The 21437-nt window shown below is 60.7% G+C and carries 17 protein-coding genes; 6 read left to right on the forward strand and 11 right to left on the reverse strand.

Annotated elements, in window-relative coordinates; all coding sequences use genetic code 11:
* Nucleotides 1-294 precede the first annotated feature (294 nt).
* The 9 genes from AEQ63_RS05420 to AEQ63_RS05460 form a co-directional block, all read right to left on the reverse strand.
* A complete protein-coding gene (locus tag AEQ63_RS05420) occupies nt 295-3888 on the reverse strand; it encodes a glycosyltransferase (RefSeq protein WP_064362074.1) in 3594 nt (1197 codons plus the stop codon).
* A 109-nt stretch (nt 3889-3997) separates the two neighbouring features.
* Nucleotides 3998-5566: a flagellar hook-associated protein 3 gene (locus tag AEQ63_RS05425; protein WP_042607508.1), complete on the reverse strand. Its 1569-nt coding sequence runs from the start codon at nt 5564-5566 to the stop codon at nt 3998-4000.
* A gap of 13 nt (nt 5567-5579) precedes the next feature.
* A complete protein-coding gene (gene flgK, locus AEQ63_RS05430; RefSeq protein WP_064362075.1) occupies nt 5580-7625 on the reverse strand; it encodes a flagellar hook-associated protein FlgK in 2046 nt (681 codons plus the stop codon).
* Between the two features lie 25 nt (nt 7626-7650).
* On the reverse strand, nt 7651-8964 hold the full coding sequence (flgJ, locus tag AEQ63_RS05435) for a flagellar assembly peptidoglycan hydrolase FlgJ (RefSeq protein WP_042607506.1): 1314 nt from the start codon (nt 8962-8964) through the stop codon (nt 7651-7653).
* An 11-nt stretch (nt 8965-8975) separates the two neighbouring features.
* Nucleotides 8976-10064: a flagellar basal body P-ring protein FlgI gene (locus AEQ63_RS05440; protein WP_024012083.1), complete on the reverse strand. Its 1089-nt coding sequence runs from the start codon at nt 10062-10064 to the stop codon at nt 8976-8978.
* A 27-nt stretch (nt 10065-10091) separates the two neighbouring features.
* Nucleotides 10092-10787 carry a flagellar basal body L-ring protein FlgH gene (flgH, locus tag AEQ63_RS05445; RefSeq protein ID WP_042607505.1) on the reverse strand — a complete coding sequence of 232 codons (696 nt, stop codon included), beginning with the start codon at nt 10785-10787 and terminating at the stop codon, nt 10092-10094.
* 51 nt (nt 10788-10838) lie between these two features.
* Nucleotides 10839-11624, reverse strand: coding sequence for a flagellar basal-body rod protein FlgG (flgG, locus tag AEQ63_RS05450; protein ID WP_016771111.1), 786 nt, complete (start codon nt 11622-11624; stop codon nt 10839-10841).
* 45 nt (nt 11625-11669) lie between these two features.
* Nucleotides 11670-12410 carry a flagellar basal body rod protein FlgF gene (locus AEQ63_RS05455; RefSeq protein WP_042607504.1) on the reverse strand — a complete coding sequence of 247 codons (741 nt, stop codon included), beginning with the start codon at nt 12408-12410 and terminating at the stop codon, nt 11670-11672.
* Between the two features lie 348 nt (nt 12411-12758).
* Nucleotides 12759-14321, reverse strand: coding sequence for a sigma-54-dependent phenylalanine hydroxylase transcriptional regulator PhhR (locus tag AEQ63_RS05460; RefSeq protein ID WP_042607503.1), 1563 nt, complete (start codon nt 14319-14321; stop codon nt 12759-12761).
* A 374-nt stretch (nt 14322-14695) separates the two neighbouring features.
* Between AEQ63_RS05460 and phhA the strand changes: the two genes are divergently transcribed.
* From phhA to AEQ63_RS05485, 6 genes are all read left to right on the forward strand, one after another.
* On the forward strand, nt 14696-15487 hold the full coding sequence (phhA, locus tag AEQ63_RS05465; RefSeq protein ID WP_042607502.1) for a phenylalanine 4-monooxygenase: 792 nt from the start codon (nt 14696-14698) through the stop codon (nt 15485-15487).
* Between the two features lie 115 nt (nt 15488-15602).
* Nucleotides 15603-15959, forward strand: coding sequence for a 4a-hydroxytetrahydrobiopterin dehydratase (locus AEQ63_RS05470; protein WP_016771115.1), 357 nt, complete (start codon nt 15603-15605; stop codon nt 15957-15959).
* A complete protein-coding gene (locus AEQ63_RS05475) occupies nt 15959-17152 on the forward strand; it encodes an amino acid aminotransferase (RefSeq protein ID WP_064362076.1) in 1194 nt (397 codons plus the stop codon). Before AEQ63_RS05470 ends, AEQ63_RS05475 begins: the two co-directional genes overlap by 1 nt.
* Before the next feature lie 270 nt (nt 17153-17422).
* A complete protein-coding gene (locus tag AEQ63_RS29075) occupies nt 17423-17554 on the forward strand; it encodes a hypothetical protein (RefSeq protein WP_268893344.1) in 132 nt (43 codons plus the stop codon).
* Between the two features lie 69 nt (nt 17555-17623).
* Entirely contained in the window at nt 17624-17806 is a 183-nt protein-coding gene (locus tag AEQ63_RS05480) for a hypothetical protein (RefSeq protein WP_039761215.1), read from the forward strand.
* Nucleotides 17807-17918: 112 nt separating this feature from the next.
* The gene (locus tag AEQ63_RS05485; RefSeq protein ID WP_042607636.1) at nt 17919-19106 is read left to right on the forward strand and encodes an MFS transporter; all 1188 of its coding nucleotides are present in this window, start codon (nt 17919-17921) and stop codon (nt 19104-19106) included.
* On the opposite strand, the gene arfB is transcribed toward AEQ63_RS05485, so the two are convergent.
* A complete protein-coding gene (gene arfB / locus AEQ63_RS05490) occupies nt 19103-19516 on the reverse strand; it encodes an alternative ribosome rescue aminoacyl-tRNA hydrolase ArfB (protein WP_016771119.1) in 414 nt (137 codons plus the stop codon). The two genes, AEQ63_RS05485 and arfB, sit on opposite strands and share 4 nt — an antisense overlap.
* Nucleotides 19517-19744: 228 nt before the next feature.
* The gene (locus AEQ63_RS05495; RefSeq protein WP_042607500.1) at nt 19745-21157 is read right to left on the reverse strand and encodes an amino acid permease; all 1413 of its coding nucleotides are present in this window, start codon (nt 21155-21157) and stop codon (nt 19745-19747) included.
* Nucleotides 21158-21437 lie beyond the last annotated feature (280 nt).

Below are 21437 nucleotides of genomic sequence, written 5' to 3' on the forward strand. Positions count from 1 at the left end.
CTCGTCCTTTGCAATGACATGGCAGTACCCACCAGCGTATCCGCGCCGTTTGTTCCGTTTATGACCGCCAATTTTTCTTCCTTGCCTTGTTGTGAATCGGTACAGGTTCGTGTGGTGATCACAGGTCATTGCAGCGAACGTTGAAGACAGACGATTAGGTAAATACCGACAGCAAATGATTAAAGCTTTAGCCGTGAACAGAAATTCTTTCGAGAGAAGCGTAAATAACAAGCTAGAAAAAACAGGCGGCTTTTGTCAAAGGCGCCTGTTCGTATGGTCACGACTGCATTCCAATCAATCCGCCAACCACCCATATTCCCAATGCCGCAAGTTATCCCCCCGCAAGACATAGTCGCGCAGCACCACCTCACGCAATTCATCGCCCATGCGATAACTGGCATCCGGGTCAGCCAAATGCATGCGGATAGCCTGTAGCCATTCATCGGTCGTGTTTGTCTTGACCCGCGTACACGGCAGGTAGCCGCGATAAGCCTCGGTATCGGTACAGACCACCGGAAACCCGCAGGCGCCGTACTCGAGCAGCCTCAGGTTGCTTTTGCAGTCGTTGAAGATGTGGAACTCCAACGGCGCCAACGCCAGGTCCAGATTCAGACTGGCCAGTTTTGCCGGATAGACATCCAGCGCAATAACGCCATGAAACTCATGCATGTACGGCAGCAAATCATCCGGGCACATACCGAAGAACACCCAGTCCACCTCGTTGGCCAATTCCCGCACTACGTCGGCGATCACCGCCAGGTCACCATGGTGACTGGTGCCGCCGCCCCAGCCGACGCGCGGTTTTTTCGAGGTGCGACGCTGGCTGCGCAGGTGCCCCCACAAATCCTTGGCCAGCATGTTCGGCACCACACGAATGTCCTGGTGCATATCCGCCAATGCGTTGGCCAGCGGCGCAGTCGAGACCACCACGCGATCACACAGGCCGATCGCCCGGCGCACCATGCGCTCCATGTCCGCCTTGCCCGGCATATTGCGGATGTGTGCGTTGCGATGGGGAACGTCGATGACATAATCGTCGAGTTCGAAGATCCGTCGCGCGTTGAAAAACTTTTTCAGCGGCGGGATTTCATCGATGGTGTGCTCCGAGTAACGCCCCTGCAGAACGATCACATCGGGTGACTGCCGTTCGATATCGATGATCGACGGCAAGCCATAGCAGATGCGCCCTTCTACCCGATTGGCTGCTTCCAGCTCGATCATCGGCTGGCTGATCCGGTAGTGGCCGATGGCAGAAGCGTTGATCGGCACCGCGAGCACGTTAGGCAGCAGGGCCGTGGAGAAAGCGTTCCAGCCGGTGCGCAGACCCGGTTCCAGACTGAAATTGGTGGCGCCCACACCCTGCAACGTTAGGTTGACATTGTAAGCCGGGTCACGGGCAACCAGTGGCAACCAGCGCTGATAAAACGTGTCTTTTTCCTCGGCGTGCTGCGCTTCCTCTTGCGGGGTGGTCGCCGCACTTGGCCGTGCGCCAACGGCCAGCACGGCGTGCGGATTCATCACCACCAGATAACCGTCGCGGCCGACGCGCAGACACAAGTCTGCGACATTCAGCGTTTGTTTGAGATCCTGCTCATCCAGGCCACCAGCGGCGTCGAACACCGACTTTCGAATCATCAGGCAATCACCGCCCACGGCACTCAGGTCATGCACTGCCTGTAAGCGGTACATGTAACCTTCCGACTGCATCGGCTGGCCATAGAACGGCAGCCCGACCGGCCCGTTCAATCCGAGAATCAGGCCGGCGTGCAATATACCGCCGTCCGGGTTGAACAGCTTGGCACCGACCACACCGACTTCCGGTCGTTGCCCATGATTGAGCAATTCATCGAGCCAGTCAGCCTGGGTGATCACAGCGAAGGCATTGAGCATCAGCACGTACTCACCGCGCGCCTGTTGCACGGCAAAATTGTGCACGGCAGCAGCATTGCCCTTTTGCCGATACCTCAGCACGCGAATGCGCTCACCACCCAATTGCGCCATGCCATCCAGCCAGGCCAACGCTTCGGCGCTTTCGCTGCCGTTGTCGACCAGCAGTAATTCGTACTCGCTGTAAGCGGTCTTTTCCAGCAACGTCTCGACGCAACGCTGCAAGGCTGCGGTCTGATCCTGGGTGACGATGATCACCGAAACCAAGGGGCGCCGTGGGTGATGGTAGTCGACACGGTTGAGCAGTTCCCGGCTGCCGCGGCGGATGTCGTGAGCAATTCCCAGACGCTGCAGATGCGCCTCGAGAATGCGCGGACTCTGTTCGACGACGCCCGGCTCAGTGAGCCATTGCGACAGGTCGAATTTCGATTCCAGCAACACCTCGGCGATATGCCCGACGACTTGCAGGCCATCGCTTTCGACCATCCGCCAGAGCACATCGTGGGGTGCCAGTTCGGCGAACGCCGGAGCAAAACCGCCGAGCGCCAGAAAGCGTTCACGCTGGAATGCCAGTGCACGGCCGACGTACGGATAGCTGCGCATCAGGTCGAGGTTGAAATCCGGCTTGAACGCCGGCTCCGCCGATTCGCCGTCGCGCAGACTGCCTTCGTCGCTGTACAGGCAGGTCAGCGACCGCGAATGCGCAATGCGGTCGGCCATCACCAGCAACGCCGGCGCCACCGGGCAATCACCCGGTTGCAGCAGATAGAACCAGTCGGCGCCTTCGAGTTGCGGCAGCAGCGTGTTGATCTGTTCCAGACCGTCATCCTGCAACGGCATATGGAACACCCTTTCCTGCAACTGCGCTTCGCTACAGGCCGCGGACAACACCAGCACCAGTTCCGGCGGATAGTCCTGGGCGGCGAGCGCGGCCAAGGTGCGCTCCAGAGCATCGCGACTGCCCTGCACGTCGATAATGATCGGTACGATTCGGGGTTGATGCGGCCAGCCGGCGAGGGTTTCTGGCAGCCATTTGCGCTGCGCCTCGGTGAGCACCCGACACGCCAGCCACTGCGCATAGAGCTCGCCGAAACTGAAGCTGTCGACACCCACGCCCAACTCCTGACGGCTCTGCTTGGTGCCAAGGGTACGGCTCAGCGGCAACTCTTCCCAAATGCGCGGTGACTCGTCCGCCCTGGTCAGTCGCACAAAGCGAACCCAGCCTGGTGCGGGTGCCGACTCACCGCTGCGGACCTTGAGCATTTGCGAAATCCACTCGCGCTCGGTTTCCGCCGCGTCCTTCATCGCCTGCTGCGCACTCAGACGCTCAGGATAAAGTCGCTCGGCGCTCAGTACATTGTTGGAGGTGACCATGTTGCCGCGCCGCAGCAGGCAGACATACAAGGCAAAATCCAGAGTGGCGACGAAGCACGCGCCCTCTTCCGTCAGGGCCGGCAACAGCTCGGCAACGTCGGAACGGCGGAACAACGCGCTGCTGAAGCCGCCGAGGACGTTGACCGGAAATTTTTCGAAGATGCTCAGGAGATCGTCCCCCTTGAGCAACCCACTGACCGGCGACAACGAACTGTTTTCCAGACGCCCCGGCAGAATGATGTCGTTGGCGTCCCACAACAGCCGCTGCGCGATTACCAGACTGACTTCTTCGCGTTGCAGCTCATGGGCTTGCTGTTCGATACAGGCCGAATAAAGCAAGTCATCGTCACACAGAAACTTGATGAACTCGCCACGCGCCTGCTCGAGGCAGACCTTCAGATTGCCTACCAGCCCGAGCGTCAGAGGATTGCGCACATAACGCACCATCACGCCCGTCTGCTCCACGACCGCGTTGACGATGGACTCGATCTGGTCGCCACAGCTGTCATCGCACACGACGATATCCAGATGGCCGTAAGTCTGACTGACGGCGCTGCTCAGCGTCCGCTCGAAGAAGCGCGGATTGAAGGCAGGAATAGCGATGCTGACGAGAGGAAGAGAATTCACGGCGGGCTCACAGGCGGTACGAGCCCGCTCGGAAAAACGAGCCCTTGATACCGCAAAAAATCATTAACAGAGGGACAACGTTAGCGGGCGCTCACGCGCCCGCCAGGCATCAGATCTTGTTGAACAGACCCAACTGACTGATCTTGCTGAACGCCAGTTGCGCGGCTTGCAGCATGGTCTGTTGCAGCGTCAGACGGGTCATGACTTCAGCCGGATCGGAATCACGGATCGAACCCTGGGTCGTGCTGTTCGCCGTGGTCAGGCTGTCGTTGGTGATGGCCTGCATGTCCAGCGCCTGGCCGCGCGCACCAATGGTGGTGACTGCGGTGCCGATCTGATTGGCGGCGGCGTCGATGTTGCCGAGGCCTGCCTCCATCGCGCCCTGCAACTTCTGCTTGGCAACCGGATCGCCATCGACCGGCGTGTTCAGCGCGGAGATCATCTGGCCCAGGGTGTCGAGCACGTTCTGGGTCTGGTGATTGTTTGGCTGGATCGAGAACTGATCACCCGTTGCCGGCGTGTTGCCCAGGGCGAAAGTCACACCGGCAGCCGTCGCGTTACCGCCCACTACCGTGCCCGAGGAAACCGGCTTGCTGTCGGCCGTCACCGGCGCGGCATACAGATCGAAATCGGTGGCACTGGTGAACTTGAGCACCGCGCCGCCCTGCGGGAACGCTGCGTTATAGGCCGCCTGATCGGTGATGGTCGAACCAGTGATCACGCTGGTCGACGGGTTACCCGGATTGCGCGTGGTGGTGAACGAGTCCGGCGAGGCCGACAGCTGGAAGCTGTGCCCTGCGATAACCGCGTCCGGATTGGTATCGCCGGCCTTCAGGTTGACGTTCAGCTTGAGGTCTACGCCACGGAAGCTGACAGTCTGGTTGGCGCCGCTGCTGTTGCTGATCAGGCCATTCTGGCTGGCCTCGGCGGTCACGTCGTTGCCCAAGGCATCGGTGATCTTCAGCTGGGTGCTGCTGACGAAATCGACGGTGTACGGCTGCCCGGCAGTGAACTTGGCATCGTAGGTGGCAACAGTGCCGACGGTGCCGTTGGACAGCACGACACGGCCGTCATCGACGGCTGGCGCAGTCATTTTGGTGTTGGTGCGGCCGGTGTTGATGGTCTGCTGGAACGCGTCCCAACCGGTGGTATTGGTGCCCACGGTCATGCCGTCGCCGATGCCCAGATTGATGGTGGTCTGGTCGCCGTTGTAGGTGAATGTGCCGTCAGAATTCTTCGAGTAAGGCGCGGTATCGGTTTTCGAACCGGAGAACAGGTAATTACCGTTGGCGTCCTTGGCGTTCATCAGGCCCAGCACTTGTTGCTGGATCTCGCCCATCTCCGAGGCGTAAGCCTGGCGATCCTTGTCGGTGATCGTGCCGTTGTTCGCGGCCAGCGCGAGTTCCTTGGCACGGGCCAACGCCGTGGTGATCGAGTCCAGCGTGGACTCCTGCACATTCAACGCGCTTTTGGTGGTATCGACGTTGGTCTTGTACTGATCCAGCATCGCTGCCTGCTGACCCAGCTGCAGCAGACGTCCGGCACCGATCGGATCATCGGCGGCGGTGTTGATGCGCTGCAGGCTGCTCGCCTCGCTCGCGGTGGCGACGGCCTTGTTGAAGTTACGCTGATAATCCGAAGCTTGCGTTCCGTAATACTGGGCGGTGGAAATGCGCATGAATTACGACTCCTTAAAGGCTGTTGATCAGCGTGGCGAAAGTTTCCTGCGCAGCTTTGATGATCTGCGAAGACGCTGTGTAGTACTGCTGGTACTTGACCAGGTTGCCGGTTTCTTCATCCAGGTTGACCCCGGACAGCGAATCGCGGGCACCCTTGGCGTTCTCCAGAATCGCCGTGGTCGCGGCGCTGTCGGATTTGCCTTGGGCGGTCTTGGTACCGACGTTGGTCACCAGGGTGTTGTAGGCGTCGGTCAGGCTGATGCCCTTGCTCGCCGAACCGGTGTCCACGGTCTGTTTGGTTTGCAACGCGACCAGTGCCTGAGCGTTGCGGTTGTCCGAAGACGCCGCGCCGGTCAGGTTCATGGTGAAGGTCTCGCCGGATTTCGGCGTGCCGCCCACGGTGGTCTGCACGGTGAAGGTCTTCTGTACGTTCGGCGTGACGGTAGTGTCCATCACCGGGTTGCCGCTGGCATCGACGATGCCGACTTTCAGATTCAGCGTGTTCGACTGGCCAGGCACGATGGTGCCGGTGCCGATGGTCGCGCCCTTGGCGTCGACCAAATTGTACGATTGACTGCCACCGCTGGCTGCGCCGAACACCAGTTTGACCGGTGTCGAGTTCTTCAACGCCGCCTGCATGTCGGCCTGGGCGGTCGGGTTGTAGATGTCGATCTTGTCGCTGAGCGTCGGCTGGGTGTAATTGCCCAGGCCGTTGGCGCTGGCGACGCCGGTCAAGGGACCTGCCGCAGCGATTTTCTTCGGATCGCTGAGCACGGTCTGAATGCTCGCCGCCGCGTTGCGGGTCGGCGTGATCTTGAACGAGTCACCCGCGCTCAGCGCGCCGCCATTCAAGGCCAGGGTAAAGCCGTCAATCACTGGCGGCGGGTTGGTCGTGGTGCTGAACGCGCCCAGATCGGTGCCGTCGGAACGCTTGACGGTGTAATCGGTGGCGCTGGTGAAGGTCACCTGATAATCGCTGGTGGTCAGCTTGCCGGTGTCCTTGATGGTCACATCGAGGTTGCCCGAACCGGCGCTGTTGCCATCCTTCGCAATGCTGCGCTGACTGATCAGTGCGGCACTGTTGATGTTGTTGAAAATCGCCGCGCCGAAGTCACCGTTCTTGTCGATGCCCTGGGCTTGCTGGCTGTTGATCTGATCGGCAATCACCAGGGCCACGCGACCGAGCTCGTTGAGCGACGGGTCGAGGACTTCCTTGCGATAGGTCAGCAGGCCACCGATTTCGCCACCGCTGATCACCGAGGTGATGTCGATGGTGCTCGAACCGCGATCCATCTGGATCGCCATGCGCGACGGGTCGGTCTTGCTCGCGACCATGCTCAGGCTGTTGGTGGTGTTGCCGATGACCAGTGGCTGACCGCTGCCGACATAAATGTCGAAGCTGGTGCCGCGCTCGACGACCTGGGCACCGGTCAGCTCGGACAGCTGACGCACCGCTTCGTTACGGCTGTCGAGCAGGTCGTTCGGCGCCCCGCCACTGGTGGAGATTTCGCCGATCTTCTGGTTGAGATTGGCGATCGACGTGGCGAGTTTGTTCACCTGGGCGGTCATGTCGCCGAGGCTGCCGTTGATCGTGGTGTTCTGATCGTTGAGCTGTTTGGCCAGGGTATTGAAGCGGCTGGTCAGCGCCTGCGCACCGGTCAACACCGACTGACGCGAAGTGTCATCGGTGGCCGACGTCGATACGCCCTGCATCGAGGTGAAGAATTTCTGCAGCACACCGGTCAGGCCGGTGTTGGTGTCCGACAGAATGGAATCCAGCGGCGTCGCCTGCTTGAGGAACGCGGCCGATTCGCTGTCCAGGGAAGTCGCGGTGTGCAGCTGCGACTCCAGGTACGAGTTGTACACCCGACGCACGTCGGCCAGGGTCGTGCCCGTGCCGATGAAAACGCTGCCGTACTGCTGCGAGGACTTGGTGCCCTGCACGGTTTGCTGACGTGAATAACCGGCGGTGTCGACGTTGGCAATGTTGTTGCCTGTCGTAGCCAGAGAGGACTGGCTGGCCGACAGTCCCGACATCCCGATATTGAGCAAACTCATGGTTCAGACCTTATTACCTGGTGCCTTATAAAGGCGTGGTGGAGACACCCGCCGCAGCGTAGTTTTCAAAACTGTTCATCTGCTTGGCAATTTGCGAAATCTTCGTCGCGTAGTTCGGGTCGGTGGCGTAACCGGCCTTCTGCAACTCGCGTACAAACTGTTCTGGGTTATCGGCCGACTTCAGCACTTCTTGATAGCGATTGTTGCTCTGCAGCAACGTCACCAGATCGTGGAAGCTGTCCTTGTACGAGGCATAGGAACGGAACTCCGCGGTCTCCTTGACCATCGCGCCATTGCGGAACTCGCTGGTGATCGCGCGGGCCGAATCGCCCTTCCAGTTGCTGCTCGCCTTGATGCCGAACAGGTTGTGGCTGCTGCTGCCGTCCTGGGCGCGCATGACCGATTTGCCCCAGCCGGTTTCCAGTGCCGCTTGCGCCACCAGATAACGCGGATCGACGCCGATGCGGTCGGCGGCCTCCTTGGCCATCGGCAGCATGGTGTTGACGAATTCGTCGGCCGAACTGAAGGCCTTCTTCGCCGGTGCCAGCGGAATCTGCGCCATGGCGCGGCCGTAGACCTGCATCTGCCCGCCGGCGGCTTTCTGTTCTTCGGCACGGGCCAGCCAGTCGCCGTTGTACAACGCGCCGGAACCGCTGATGGCGGTGGTCGCAGCACGTTGCGGCAAGGCGTTGGTCGCGGCCGTCGTGGTGGTCGCAGTGGCAGCGCTCGGCGCCGACGGTACCAGGCCCGCGAGCAAGCGATCGGCCAGTTTCGGCGGCAGCGCCAGACGCCGCTGATTGATCAGCGCCATGTCGTTGCGATGGGAAATATCGGTATTCGGCGCATGCACCGAGCGCGATGCCCACAACGGACGCTCGCCGTTGACGCGGGACAGTGGACCGGTGGCGACGGTGCCGGCGGCAATCGGTGTCGGCACGGCGGCGGCCTTGGCCAGCGCTTCCTGTTGCTTGGCGGCGGACGCAGCCGCAGCCTCGCCCGGCGCCATCGGTTTGTTCTTCGACATCTGCCGGATCAGCACGTCAGCCAGGCCGATACCACCGCCCTCGCGGGACATGGAAACCGCCAGTTGCTGGTCGTACATTTCCTGGTACTGCTTGGCCGCTGGCGTGTTGAGCGGGTTGTCCTGGCCGAGCGCTTCGGTGGCCGAACGCATCGACTTGAGCATTTCGCCAAGGAACAGCGACTCGAACTCCTGCGCCACCTTGCGCATGTTTTCGTCGCTGTTCTTGTCGCCGACCTTGAGCTGGTTCAGACGATTGAGGTCCGAGTAGGAACCCGAATCGCTGCTGCTGACCAGACCGCTTTTGCGCATATCCATGGTGGTCGGCCTCAGATCACGATCAGGTCGGCTTGCAATGCGCCGGCCTGCTTCAGAGCTTCGAGAATCGCCATCAGGTCACCCGGTGCTGCGCCGACCTGGTTCACCGCACGGACGATCTCGTCGAGGGTGGTGCCCGGGCCGAACTTGAACATCGGTTTGGCTTCCTGTTCAGCATTCACCCGCGAGCGCGGCACGACGGCGGTCTGGCCGTTGGACAGCGGCCCCGGCTGGCTGACGATCGGGTCTTCGGTGATGGTCACGGTCAGGCTGCCGTGGGTTACGGCGGCTGGCGACACTTTCACGTTCTGGCCGATGACGATGGTGCCGGTGCGCGAGTTGATGATGACCTTCGCCACCGCCTGACCCGGATCGATTTCGAGGTTTTCCAGGATCGACAGGTAGTCGACGCGCTGGCTCGGATCCAGTGGCGCAGTCACGCGCACCGAACCGCCGTCGATGGCTTGGGCGACGCCAGGACCGAGCATGTCGTTGACCTTGTCGACGATGCGCTTGGCGGTGGTGAAGTCGGAGCGGTTGAGGTTCAGCGTCAGGCTGTTGCCCTGGTTGAAACCGCTCGGCACTGCACGCTCCACCGACGCACCGCCAGGGATGCGGCCGGCCGACGGAACGTTGACGGTGATCTTCGAACCGTCACGACCTTCGGCATCGAAACCGCCGACCACGAGGTTGCCCTGAGCAATCGCATAGACGTTGCCGTCGATACCTTTGAGCGGCGTCAGCAACAAGGTGCCGCCACGCAGGCTCTTGGAGTTACCGATCGAGGACACGGTGATATCGACCTGCTGACCCGGTTTGGCAAACGCCGGCAGATCGGCACTCACCGACACCGCCGCGACGTTCTTCAACTGCACGTTGCCCGAGCCCGGCGGTACCTTGATGCCGAACTGCGAAAGCATGTTGTTGAAGGTCTGCAGGGTGAACGGAGTCTGCGTCGTCTGGTCACCGGTGCCGTTAAGCCCGACCACCAGGCCGTAACCGATCAACTGGTTGGAGCGCACGCCGGAAATGCTGGCGATGTCTTTCAGCCGCTCGGCGTGTGCGGTGAAAGCCGCAGACATCAATAATGCGGCCACCATAAGGCTTTTCAGATTCAACGTAGCCACCTAGAAAGGGAACAGCGGGCTGAGGAAGAAACGGTCGAACCAGCCTGGCTGACTCGTATCGGCAAACGCGCCGGTACCCGAGTAGGTGATGCGCGCATCGGCGACGCGGGTCGACGACACGGTGTTGTCGGTCGCGATGTCATCGGCGCGGACCATGCCGGCAATGCGCACCAGTTCGTCACCGGTGTTGAGCGTCAGCCACTTCTCGCCACGCACGGCGATGATGCCGTTGGGCAGCACGTCGGCCACGGTCACGGTGATCGAGCCGGTCAGGCTGTTGCTCTGCCCGGACTTGGCGTCGCCCTTGGTCGAACGGTCGGCGCTGTAGCCGGCGTTGAGGCTCAGGTCGTTGCCACCGATCGGGTTGTTGGTCGTCAGGCTGGAGCCGAACAACGAGGTCAGACCGATCTTGTTGTCGCTGTTCTTGTCCATCTGCGAGTTGGCGTTCTTGCTCGCCTGGGTACGCTCGTTGAGGGTGATGGTGATGATGTCACCGACCCGGAACGCCTTGCGGTCGCTGTACAGGTTCTGCTCGAAGCCGGCCTGATAGATCGAGCCGTTATTGGCGGCCGCCGGCAACGGTGTGCGCGGCAACACCGGGGCGTAGTAAGGGTCATTGGGCTTGGGCGCCGGAGCGACGCAGCCCGCGAGCGAGACGACCCCACCCAATGCCAGAACAGATACAAAGCGCTTCATGACCCTACCTCACGGTGTTGCTGGCGACCTCAGGCCGCCCCATAGACTGGATTACAGATTCTGCGTTACGAACGAGAGCATCTGGTCGGCGGTGGAGATCACCTTGGAGTTCATCTCGTAGGCGCGCTGAGTGGTGATCATGTTGACCATCTCTTCAACGGTGCTGACGTTCGAGGTTTCCAGGGTGTTCTGCAGCGTGGTACCGAAACCGTTCAGGCCCGGAGTGCCGATTTGCGGTGCGCCGGAAGCAGCGGTTTCGAGGAACAGGTTGTTGCCCACGGCTTGCAGGCCGGCCGGGTTGATGAAGTCGGCGGTCTGCAGGTTGCCGATCACTTGCGAAGCCGGGTTGCCGGCGATGGTGATCGACACGGTGCCGTCACGGCCGACGGTGAAGGTCTGCGCATCGTTCGGGATGATGATCGCCGGCTCCAGAGCGAAACCGCTGGCGTTGACGATCTGGCCATTGGAGTCGAGGTGGAACGTACCGTCACGGGTGTAGGACGTGGTGCCATCCGGCTGCAGGATCTGGAAGAAACCGCGACCGTCGATGGCCATGTCCAGCGGCTGCTCGGTGGTTTGCAGGCTGCCGGCGGTGAAGTTCTTCTGGGTGCCGACAATGCGCACACCGGTACCCACTTGCAGACCCGACGGCAGTTCGCTGTCCTGGGTCGACTGAGCACCTGGCTGACGCTTGATCTGGTACAGCAGGTCCTGGAACTCGGCACGGTCACGTTTGAAACCCGTGGTCGAAACGTTCGCCAGGTTGTTGGAAATGGTGGTCAGGTTGGTGTCCTGGGCGGACAGACCGGTTTTGGCAACCCATAGAGCCGGAAGCATTCGATTCTCCTCGTGCGCCTGTTTTACGGCGCGACGTTCTGATAATTAGCTGATCTGCAAGACCCGAGCCATGGCCTGGTCGTCGTCTTTGGCGGTGTTCATCATCTTGACGTGCAACTCGAACTGCTTGGCCAGGGCCAGCACCGAGGTCATTTCTTCCACGGCATTGACGTTGCTCGACTCGAGGAAACCCGAGACCAGTTTGACGTTGGCGTCGGCTTGCGCCGGCTGGCCGTCCTTGGTGTAAATCGAACCGTCGAGACCTTTGTTCATGTTCTTGATGTCCGGGTTGACCAGCTTGATGCGGTCGACTTCGGCCATCACGCGCGGGCCTTCACCCATGGCGCGGATGCTGATGGTGCCGTCTTCACCGACTTCGACCTGCTGCTCGGGCGGCACAGCGATCGGGCCGCCGTTACCGATTACCGGCATGCCGTTGCCGGCGCGCAGCACGCCGAGGGCGTCGATGTTCAGGCTGCCGGTGCGCACGTAGCTTTCACCGCCACCGGGGTTCTGCACGGCGATGAAACCGTTGCCGGATACCGCGACGTCGAGTTCACGACCGGTCTGCACCAGCGAGCCCGGGGTGAAATCGGTGGCGGGACGCTCGCTCATGGCAAACGCGCGCGCCGGAAAGCTGTCACCAAACACCGGCATCGACCGCGCCTGCTCAAGGTCGCGCTGAAAGCCGTTGGTGGAGATGTTCGCCAGGTTGTTGGCATGCGCCCGCTGCGCCAGTGCGTTCTGGCTGGCGCCGGTCATTGCCACATAAAGGTACTTGTCCACTGTGTTTCCTCTGCATGCCGGACGTTTGCCGCCCACCGCTGTACTGCTCAGCCATAAGCAATTTGCAGACCAACTTTTTATTGGCGGACGAAGGCCCGGTAAACAAGGGACTTGAGGGGGATGGAGGGGGAATTTGAAATGTGCAGAAGACGAAAAACCGGCGGTGTCATGCCGCTTCGCGGCAATCCCTGATTACGAGTGAAATCAGTCCCTGTGGCGAGGGAGCTTGCTCCCGCTCGGCTGCGAAGCAGTCGTAAACCCGGTGAGTGCGGTGTGCCTGACTCACCCGGCTGAATGGATTTGGGGCTGCTGCGCAACCCAGCGGGAGCAAGCTCCCTCGCCACAAGGTTATTCGGCCGCGTCTTTGCCCACCTCATATTCACGCAGCTTGTTGGCAATCGTGGTGTGCGAAACACCCAGCCGCTTGCCCAGTTGTCGACTGCTCGGGTGTTCGGAATACAACCGCTCCAGTACCGCTTTCTCGAAGCGCCCGACGATCTCGTCGAGATTTCCGTCGAGGGAAAAATCGCCAAGCGGCTGACGCACGCCGTAATCCGGCAGGCGGATATGTTCGGCCTTGACCTTACCGCCGTCGCACAACGAAACCGCCTGGAACAGCACGTTCTCCAGTTGCCGCACGTTGCCCGGCCAGTGGTAATGGCTGAGCCGTTCCATCGCCGCCGGGGCGAGTTTCGGCAGCGGGCAGCCGATCTGCCGACTGGCCTGATCGAGGAAGTGCTCGACCAGCGGTGTCAAACCGTCGAGGCACTCGCGCAGCGGCGGGATGTGCAGCGACAGCACATTCAAGCGGTGGTAGAGATCCTGGCGAAACTCGCCGCGCGCGCACAGTTCGGACAAATCCACCTGCGTCGCGCAGATTACCCGCACGTCGAGATAGACCTCTTCATCGCTGCCGACACGGCGGAAGCAACCGTCCTGGAGAAAGCGCAACAGCTTGACCTGCAAGCGCGGGCTCATCTCGCCAACGCCATCGAGAAACAGCGTGCCGCCAGCGGTCAACTCCAGCAGGCCGAGCTTGCCTTCGGCCCGCGCACCTTCGAAGGCGCCTGGGCCGTAGCCGAACAGTTCGGTCTCGGCCATCGACTCCGGCAACCCGGCGCAGTTGAGCGCCATCAAAGGCGACTGCCCACGCGGACTCGCGAGGTGGCAGGCGCGCGCGAGCAGTTCCTTGCCGGTGCCGGTTTCGCCTTCTATTAATAGCGGCGCATCCAGCGGCGCCATGCGTCGCGCTTCGCGGACCACGGCGGCCATGACTTTCGAGCTCTGGAAGATACTGTCGAAGCCCCGCAGTTCCTGTTTGCGCACATTGTAGATACGCTCGCCGACGCGATCGGCGCGGTGCAGGGTCAGTACCGCGCCGGCCATGGCCTCGCTGTCGTCGTGCTCCGATTGCAGCGGCGCGATGTCGGCGAGAAAGATGTCGCCCTTGACCTTGACCCGCATGCCGTTGATCCGCGACTTGTTGGCGCGCACCAGTTCCGGCAGGTCGAAATCCTCGGCATAACGCGACAGCGGAATCCCCGGCACTTCATCGACGCGCACCCCGAGCAATTGCGCTGCCGCGCGGTTGGCCGCAACGATCGAGCCGCCCATGTCGATCGACAGCACCGGAAACTCCAGCGCGCCGAGCAACGCATTCAATTCCATATGCCGGCGTTCGCTGGGCATCAGCCCGACACGCTTGACCCCGAACACTCCACCAATCGCCTCGAACTTCGGCCGCAGCGCCTGGAACTGGATGTTGATCAGGTTCGGACAGTGCAGATAGATCGCATTGCCATGCTCACCACCCACCTCACCGCGGGCAACGTTGATTCCGTACGCCACCAGCAGATTGAGAATGTCGCGCAGGATGCCGATGCGGTTCTGGCAGTGGACTTTGATGCGCATAAAAAAAGGCCCGGTTGAACGAAGAGAAACCTGTAGGAGTGAGCCTGCTCGCGATAGCGGTCTATCAAGTTCATATTCATCGACTGACACACCGCTATCGCGAGCAGGCTCACTCCTACAGGGGAACGGCGCCCGATTTTCTGTCGAGGCACGCAGATAGTTGTCAAGATTATGTGACAGCCCCTGCCCTTTTCAAACCCACCAATCGCCGTAAATGCGCTCTAGCCGACAAACCGTAACGATAACTTTACGAAACAAGCAGAATTTTCCTACGCACCTGCGGGTCAACATGCTGCACGCCATCACGCTCTCGGGTATTCCTGTAGCCATCGCTGGACATAACAAAAACCAGATTCCCCTAGCAGGAGAGCAGCATGAAGCAGACGCAATACGTGGCTCGCGAGCCCGATGCGCAAGGTTTTATCGACTACCCCGCCGAAGAACATGCGGTGTGGAACACGCTGATCACTCGCCAGTTGAAGGTGATTGAAGGTCGTGCGTGCCAGGAATACCTGGACGGTATCGAAAAACTCGGTCTGCCCCACGACCGCATTCCGCAACTGGCCGAGATCAACAAAGTCCTTGGCGAGACCACAGGCTGGCAGGTCGCCCGGGTGCCGGCGCTGATTCCTTTCCAGACTTTTTTCGAATTGCTCGCCAGCAAGCAATTCCCCGTCGCTACCTTCATTCGTACCCGCGAAGAACTCGACTATCTGCAGGAGCCGGACATCTTTCACGAGATCTTTGGCCACTGCCCGCTGCTGACCAACCCGTATTTCGCCGAATTCACCCACACCTACGGCAAGCTCGGTCTGCAGGCGACCAAGGAAGAGCGCGTGTATCTGGCGCGGTTGTACTGGATGACGATCGAATTCGGTCTGGTTGACACCCCGCAGGGCAAGCGCATTTACGGTGGCGGGATTCTGTCCTCGCCGAAAGAAAGCGTTTACTGCTTGTCGGACGAGCCTGAGCATCAGTTGTTCGATCCGCTGGAAGCCATGCGCACGCCGTATCGCATCGACATCCTGCAACCGCTGTACTTCGTCTTGCCGAATCTCAAGCGCCTGTTCGATGTCGCCCATGAAGACATCATGGCCATGGTTCGCCAGGGCATGCAGTTGGGCTTGCACGCGCCAAAATTTCCGCCGAAACCGAAAGCCGCCTGAACCGCGACTTTTGCTGACAATTGCGTCTGTGCGTCGCCGCCGCTTTGCTTTAGCGTGACGGCAATGACGGCACATGCGCTTTAATAAAAAACACACTCGATTTCAGGAATACACCATGTCGACTTTGAACCAAGCCCACTGCGAAGCCTGCCGCGCCGATGCGCCACAAGTCAGCGATGAAGAACTGCCGATCCTGATCAAGCAGATCCCTGACTGGAACATCGAAGTACGCGACGGCATCATGCAGCTGGAGAAGGTTTTCCTGTTCAAGAACTTCAAACATGCGCTGGCGTTCACCAACGCCGTGGGCGAGATCTCCGAGGCCGAAGGTCACCACCCGGGCCTCCTGACCGAGTGGGGCAAAGTCACCGTGACCTGGTGGAGCCACTCGATCAAAGGCCTGCACCGCAACGACTTCATCATGGCTGCGCGCACTGACGAAGTGGCGAAGACCGCAGAAGGACGCAAGTAATGCACTTCGACGCCATCGGCCGGGTCCCCGGCGACCCGATCCTCGGTTTGATGGAGGCTTATGCGCAGGATGCCAATCCGCGCAAATTCGACCTCGGCGTTGGTGTCTACAAGGATGCCCAGGGTCTGACGCCGATCCCGGAAGCGGTGAAGATCGCCGAAGCGCGGATGGTCGAAAGCCAGGACACCAAGACCTACATCGGTGGCCACGGCAACCCGCTGTTCGGCAAGGTCATCAATGAGCTGGTACTGGGTGCCGACTCGCCGTTGATCGCCGAACAACGCGCCGGCGCCACCCAGACCCCGGGCGGCACCGGAGCCCTGCGTCTGGCTGCCGACTTCATCGCGCAATGCCTGCCGGGCAAAGGTGTGTGGTTGAGCAACCCGACCTGGCCGATCCACGAAACGATTTTCGCCGCAGCCAAGGTCAAGGTCAGCCACTACCCGTACGTCGGTAGCGACAACCGCCTAGACGTCGAAGCGATGCTCGCCGTGCTCAGGGAAGTGCCGAAGGGCGACGTGGTGCTGCTGCATGCCTGCTGCCACAATCCGACCGGTTTCGACCTGAACCATGACGACTGGAAGCGCGTGCTTGAAGTGGTGCGCAGCCGCGATCTGCTGCCGCTGATCGACTTCGCTTATCAGGGTTTTGGTGATGGCCTCGAACAGGACGCGTGGTCGACCCGGCTGTTCGCGTCACAGGTGCCGGAGCTGTTGATTACCAGTTCCTGCTCGAAGAACTTCGGCCTGTACCGCGACCGCACCGGTGCGCTGATCGTCTGCGCGACCAGCGCCGACAAGCTCACCGACATCCGCAGCCAACTGGCCAACATCGCCCGCAATCTGTGGTCGACGCCGCCGGATCACGGCGCAGCAGTGGTCGCGACCATCCTTGCCGATCCAGAGCTGAAAGCGCGCTGGGCCGATGAAGTGGAAGCCATGCGTCTGCGGATCGCGCAGCTGCGCAGCGGTCTGGTCGAAGCGCTGGAACCGCACGGTTTGCGCGAGCGTTTCGCGCATATTGGCGTGCAACGCGGGATGTTCTCCTACACCGGCCTGTCGCCGGAACAGGTGAAGCACCTGCGCGAACGGCACAGCGTGTACATGGTCAGCTCCGGCCGGGCCAACGTCGCTGGCATCGACGCTACCCGCATCACCTCGCTGGCCGAAGCCATCGCCAGCGTTTGCAAATAGTTACTGCAACACAAAACCCTGTGGGAGCGAGCCTGCTCGCGAAAGCGGCGTGTCATTCAACGAAAATGTTGCCTGACACACTGCCTTCGCGAGCAGGCTCGCTCCCACATTTGTTTTGTGGTGACCTTTGGGGGTTGCCCTCCCCTGCGGCCATCTGTCGCATTAATTTGAATTAAAAGTCTGATTGTCATTTTTCCTGCTGTATCCTGCGCAGGCTTTGTAAAGCGCGGAGCACCTGATCTATCAACAGACTTAGCGAGGAGCGCAACCATGCACGAGATTCCCAATCTCCCCTTCCCGAGCCTGCACGTACCTGAGCAGACGACCCCGCAACACACCGGCGCTGATAAGCCCGAGCCGCAAGAAGCCGCTGACAGCCGCAAAGCCGACAGCGAAGAGTAAGACCCGCCGTACAGACCGTGTGGAAAGCGCTAACATGCGCTTTCCACACTGCCTGAACCCGAGCCCGCCATGACCGACGAATTCTCCGAAAGCCAAGCTGCCGTACTGATCGGCGCCACCGAGAAAATGATCGAGATCTGGAATCGCCTGTCGCCCGAGAAGCAAGCTGCCCTGCTCGAGCGTTTCGGCAGCGAAGAGAACGCCCTCGCCGCCCTCGTCACCACGCAACTGGTCGCCCCGGCAAAATCCTGAAAGCGCCGCCCGGCAAATAGTTTTACTTTTCCCCGCCCCTGAACGGTTCACGCCGGTATCATGAGCAGCCTATCCAATCTGCTGCTCCCGTGGATCGTTACCCATGTCGTCTATATCCGAGCCCCAGCGCCCGCTGGCGGTTACGCTGCAAGTGGTTTCCATCGTCCTCTTCACCTTCATCGGTTACCTGAACATCGGCATCCCGCTCGCCGTGTTGCCGGGTTACGTTCACAGTGACCTCGGTTTCGGCGCGGTGATCGCCGGGCTGGTGATCAGCGTGCAATACCTCGCCACCCTGCTCAGCCGTCCGTATGCCGGCAAGATCATCGACAATCAGGGCAGCAAGCGCGCGGTAATGATTGGCCTCGCGGGTTGTGGCGTGAGCGGTGTGTTCATGCTGATTTCCGCATGGACACCGAACCTGCCGCTGCTCAGCCTGATCAGCCTGTTGATCGGCCGCCTGGTACTGGGCAGCGCCGAGAGTCTGGTCGGTTCCGGTTCGATTGGCTGGGGCATCGGTCGCGTCGGCGCGGCGAATACCGCGAAAGTGATTTCCTGGAACGGCATCGCCAGTTACGGCGCTCTGGCGATCGGCGCGCCATTCGGCGTGTGGCTGGTGAGCCGCCTGGGTTTGTGGAGCATGGGCGTGAGCATCATCCTCCTCGCCTTGCTCGGTCTGGCGCTGGCATGGCCGAAGACCGCGGCGCCGATTGTCGCTGGTGAGCGTTTGCCGTTCATGCATGTGCTGGGCAAAGTCTTCCCTCACGGCTGCGGACTGGCGCTGGGCTCGATCGGCTTCGGCACCATCGCCACCTTCATCACCCTGTACTACGCGACCCAGCATTGGGATAACGCCGTGCTGTGCCTGAGCCTGTTCGGCGCCAGCTTCATCGGCGCGCGGCTGCTGTTCGGCAACCTGATCAACCGCCTCGGCGGTTTCCGAGTAGCGATCGCCTGCCTGTCGGTGGAAACGTTGGGATTGTTGCTGCTCTGGATCGCGCCGGATGCGCACTGGGCCCTGGCCGGTGCGGCGCTCAGCGGCTTTGGCTTTTCGCTGGTGTTCCCGGCGTTGGGCGTCGAAGCAGTGAATCTGGTGCCGGCCTCCAGCCGTGGTGCGGCGGTCGGTGCCTATTCACTGTTCATCGACTTGTCGCTGGGGATCACCGGGCCATTGGCCGGGGCGATTGCCGCCGGGTTCGGCTTTGCTTCGATCTTCCTGTTTGCCGCATTTGCGGCGTTGAGCGGACTTGGCTTGAGCGTCTATCTGTACAAGCACACGGCGAAATACCGCGAGGCTTAAAAATCCACTTTGCCGCGTCCGGCCTTGATGCTGCCGCGCTTGGTTTTCGACTCCAGCCGACGCTTCTTCGAACCGAGGGTCGGCTTGGTCGGGCGGCGTTTCTTTTCGACTTTGGTGGCGCTGAGAATCAGCTCGACCAGCCGCTCCAGCGCATCGGCGCGGTTGGCTTCTTGGGTGCGATATTGCTGCGCCTTGATGATCAGCACGCCGTCGCTGGTGATGCGACTGTCGCGCAGTGCGAGCAGGCGTTCCTTGTAGAACTCCGGCAAGGACGAATTGGGAATGTCGAAGCGCAGGTGCATGGCGCTGGAAACCTTGTTGACGTTCTGCCCACCGGCGCCTTGCGCGCGGATGGCGGTCAACTCGATCTCGGCATCCGGCAGATGCACATTGTTGGAAATCACCAGCATGGAAAAGCGTCCGTAATCAGAGCGTGCAGGATAACCTGAAAATCATCGCAATCCTGCTGGAGACCCCCTGTAGGAGTGAGCCTGCTCGCGATAGCGGGGTGTCAGTCGACAAATATGTTCCTGACATTCCGCTATCGCGAGCAGGCTCACTCCTACAAGGGATTTGCATGAACCCTGGAAACAACAAACCCGGCACTCTGGCCGGGTTTGTCGTTTCTGCATGCGCTGTTATTTCGCCGTTGCAGCCACCACCGGCTGCACACTGCGCTTGTTCTTGATCAGGTAGCAGACCCACATGAACACCACCCACACCGGAATCGCGTACACCGAGATCTGAATCCCCGGGATCAGCAGCATCACGCCGAGGATGAACACCACGAACGCCAGGCAGACGAAGTTGCCGTACGGATACCACAACGCCTTGAACAGCGGCGTCTGTTTGCTTTGGTTCATGTGCTGACGGAATTTGACGTGGGAGTAGCTGATCATCGCCCAGTTGATCACCAGCGTTGCAACCACCAGCGACATCAGCAGTTCCAGCGCATGCTGCGGGATCAGGTAATTGAGCAGCACCGCAACCAGGGTCACTGCCGCCGAAGCCAGAATCGAACGCACCGGCACGCCGCGCTTGTCGATTTTCGCCAGCGCTTTCGGCGCATCGCCCTGCTCGGCCATGCCCAGCAGCATGCGGCTGTTGCAGTAGGTGCCGCTGTTGTACACCGACAACGCGGCGGTCAGCACGACGAAGTTGAGGATGTGCGCAGCGGTGTCGCTCCCGAGCATCGAGAACACCTGCACGAACGGGCTGCCGCTGTACGAATCGCCGGACGCGTTAAGGGTTGCCAGCAGGCTGTCCCATGGGGTCAGCGACAGCAGGATCACCAGTGCGCCGATGTAGAAAATCAGGATGCGGTAGATCACCTGGTTGATCGCTTTCGGGATCACGGTTTTCGGCTTGTCGGCTTCAGCCGCGGTAAAACCGAGCATTTCCAGACCACCGAAGGAGAACATGATGATCGCCATGGCCATGACCAGACCGCTCACCCCGTTGGGGAAGAAACCGCCGTGGGACCACAGGTTGCTCACCGAGGCCTGCGGGCCGCCGTGGCCGCTGACCAGCAGGTAGCTGCCAAGGGCGATCATGCCGACAATGGCCACAACCTTGATGATCGCGAACCAGAACTCGGCTTCACCGAAAACTTTGACGTTGGCCAGGTTGATCGCGTTGATCAGTACGAAAAACGCCGCAGCGGAGACCCAGGTCGGGATGTCCGGCGCCCAGTAATGGATGTATTTGCCGACCGCTGTCAGCTCGGACATGCCCACCAGAATGTACAGAATCCAGCAGTTCCAGCCCGAGAGGAAACCGGCGAAACCGCCCCAGTATTTGTGCGCGAAGTGGCTGAAGGAACCGGCCACCGGCTCTTCAACGATCATCTCGCCGAGCTGGCGCATGATCATGAAGGCGATGAAGCCGCAGATGGCGTAGCCGAGGATCATCGACGGGCCGGCGGATTTCAGGACCCCGGCAGAACCAAGGAACAATCCGGTACCGATCGCGCCACCGAGGGCGATCAGTTGAATATGGCGATTTTTCAGGCCGCGTTTAAGCTCGCCTGATTGCGAGGGTTGTCCACTCATGAAAAAGGTCTCACGCAAGGTTTGATGATGTTCAGTAGACGTTGCTGCAAGGTTGCGATTTCAGGCAGCCCCGATCAAACCCCAGCGCAGGCACCAGGAGTTCAGCTCATTTACAACGGTCATGCGTCACCTGTTTGTTTTTATCTGTGACGAAATCGAACCCGGCACGCTTGTGGCGCGGCGGAGTGAACAAGGCGGGTAGCCTCGATATTTTTGCGATTACGCAGAGGGTCACAGTTAAAACGCGGCGCATTGTACACCGCTAACCCCCTGCTGCCAG

This window comes from Pseudomonas sp. RIT-PI-o (assembly GCF_001297215.1).
Classification (GTDB): Bacteria; Pseudomonadota; Gammaproteobacteria; order Pseudomonadales; family Pseudomonadaceae; genus Aquipseudomonas; species Aquipseudomonas moraviensis_A.

Coding starts and splice junctions, on each gene's coding strand:
- AEQ63_RS05425 (WP_042607508.1), bottom strand. CDS start 5,566: ATGCGCATTTCCACCGCCCAGTATTACGGAACGCAAGCTTCGGATTAT.
- flgK (WP_064362075.1), bottom strand. CDS start 7,625: ATGAGTTTGCTCAATATCGGGATGTCGGGACTGTCGGCCAGCCAGTCC.
- flgJ (WP_042607506.1), bottom strand. CDS start 8,964: ATGGATATGCGCAAAAGCGGTCTGGTCAGCAGCAGCGATTCGGGTTCC.
- AEQ63_RS05440 (WP_024012083.1), bottom strand. CDS start 10,064: ATGGTGGCCGCATTATTGATGTCTGCGGCTTTCACCGCACACGCCGAG.
- flgH (WP_042607505.1), bottom strand. CDS start 10,787: ATGAAGCGCTTTGTATCTGTTCTGGCATTGGGTGGGGTCGTCTCGCTC.
- flgG (WP_016771111.1), bottom strand. CDS start 11,624: ATGCTTCCGGCTCTATGGGTTGCCAAAACCGGTCTGTCCGCCCAGGAC.
- AEQ63_RS05460 (WP_042607503.1), bottom strand. CDS start 14,321: ATGCGCATCAAAGTCCACTGCCAGAACCGCATCGGCATCCTGCGCGAC.
- phhA (WP_042607502.1), top strand. CDS start 14,696: ATGAAGCAGACGCAATACGTGGCTCGCGAGCCCGATGCGCAAGGTTTT.
- AEQ63_RS05470 (WP_016771115.1), top strand. CDS start 15,603: ATGTCGACTTTGAACCAAGCCCACTGCGAAGCCTGCCGCGCCGATGCG.
- AEQ63_RS05475 (WP_064362076.1), top strand. CDS start 15,959: ATGCACTTCGACGCCATCGGCCGGGTCCCCGGCGACCCGATCCTCGGT.
- AEQ63_RS29075 (WP_268893344.1), top strand. CDS start 17,423: ATGCACGAGATTCCCAATCTCCCCTTCCCGAGCCTGCACGTACCTGAG.
- AEQ63_RS05480 (WP_039761215.1), top strand. CDS start 17,624: ATGACCGACGAATTCTCCGAAAGCCAAGCTGCCGTACTGATCGGCGCC.
- arfB (WP_016771119.1), bottom strand. CDS start 19,516: ATGCTGGTGATTTCCAACAATGTGCATCTGCCGGATGCCGAGATCGAG.
- AEQ63_RS05495 (WP_042607500.1), bottom strand. CDS start 21,157: ATGAGTGGACAACCCTCGCAATCAGGCGAGCTTAAACGCGGCCTGAAA.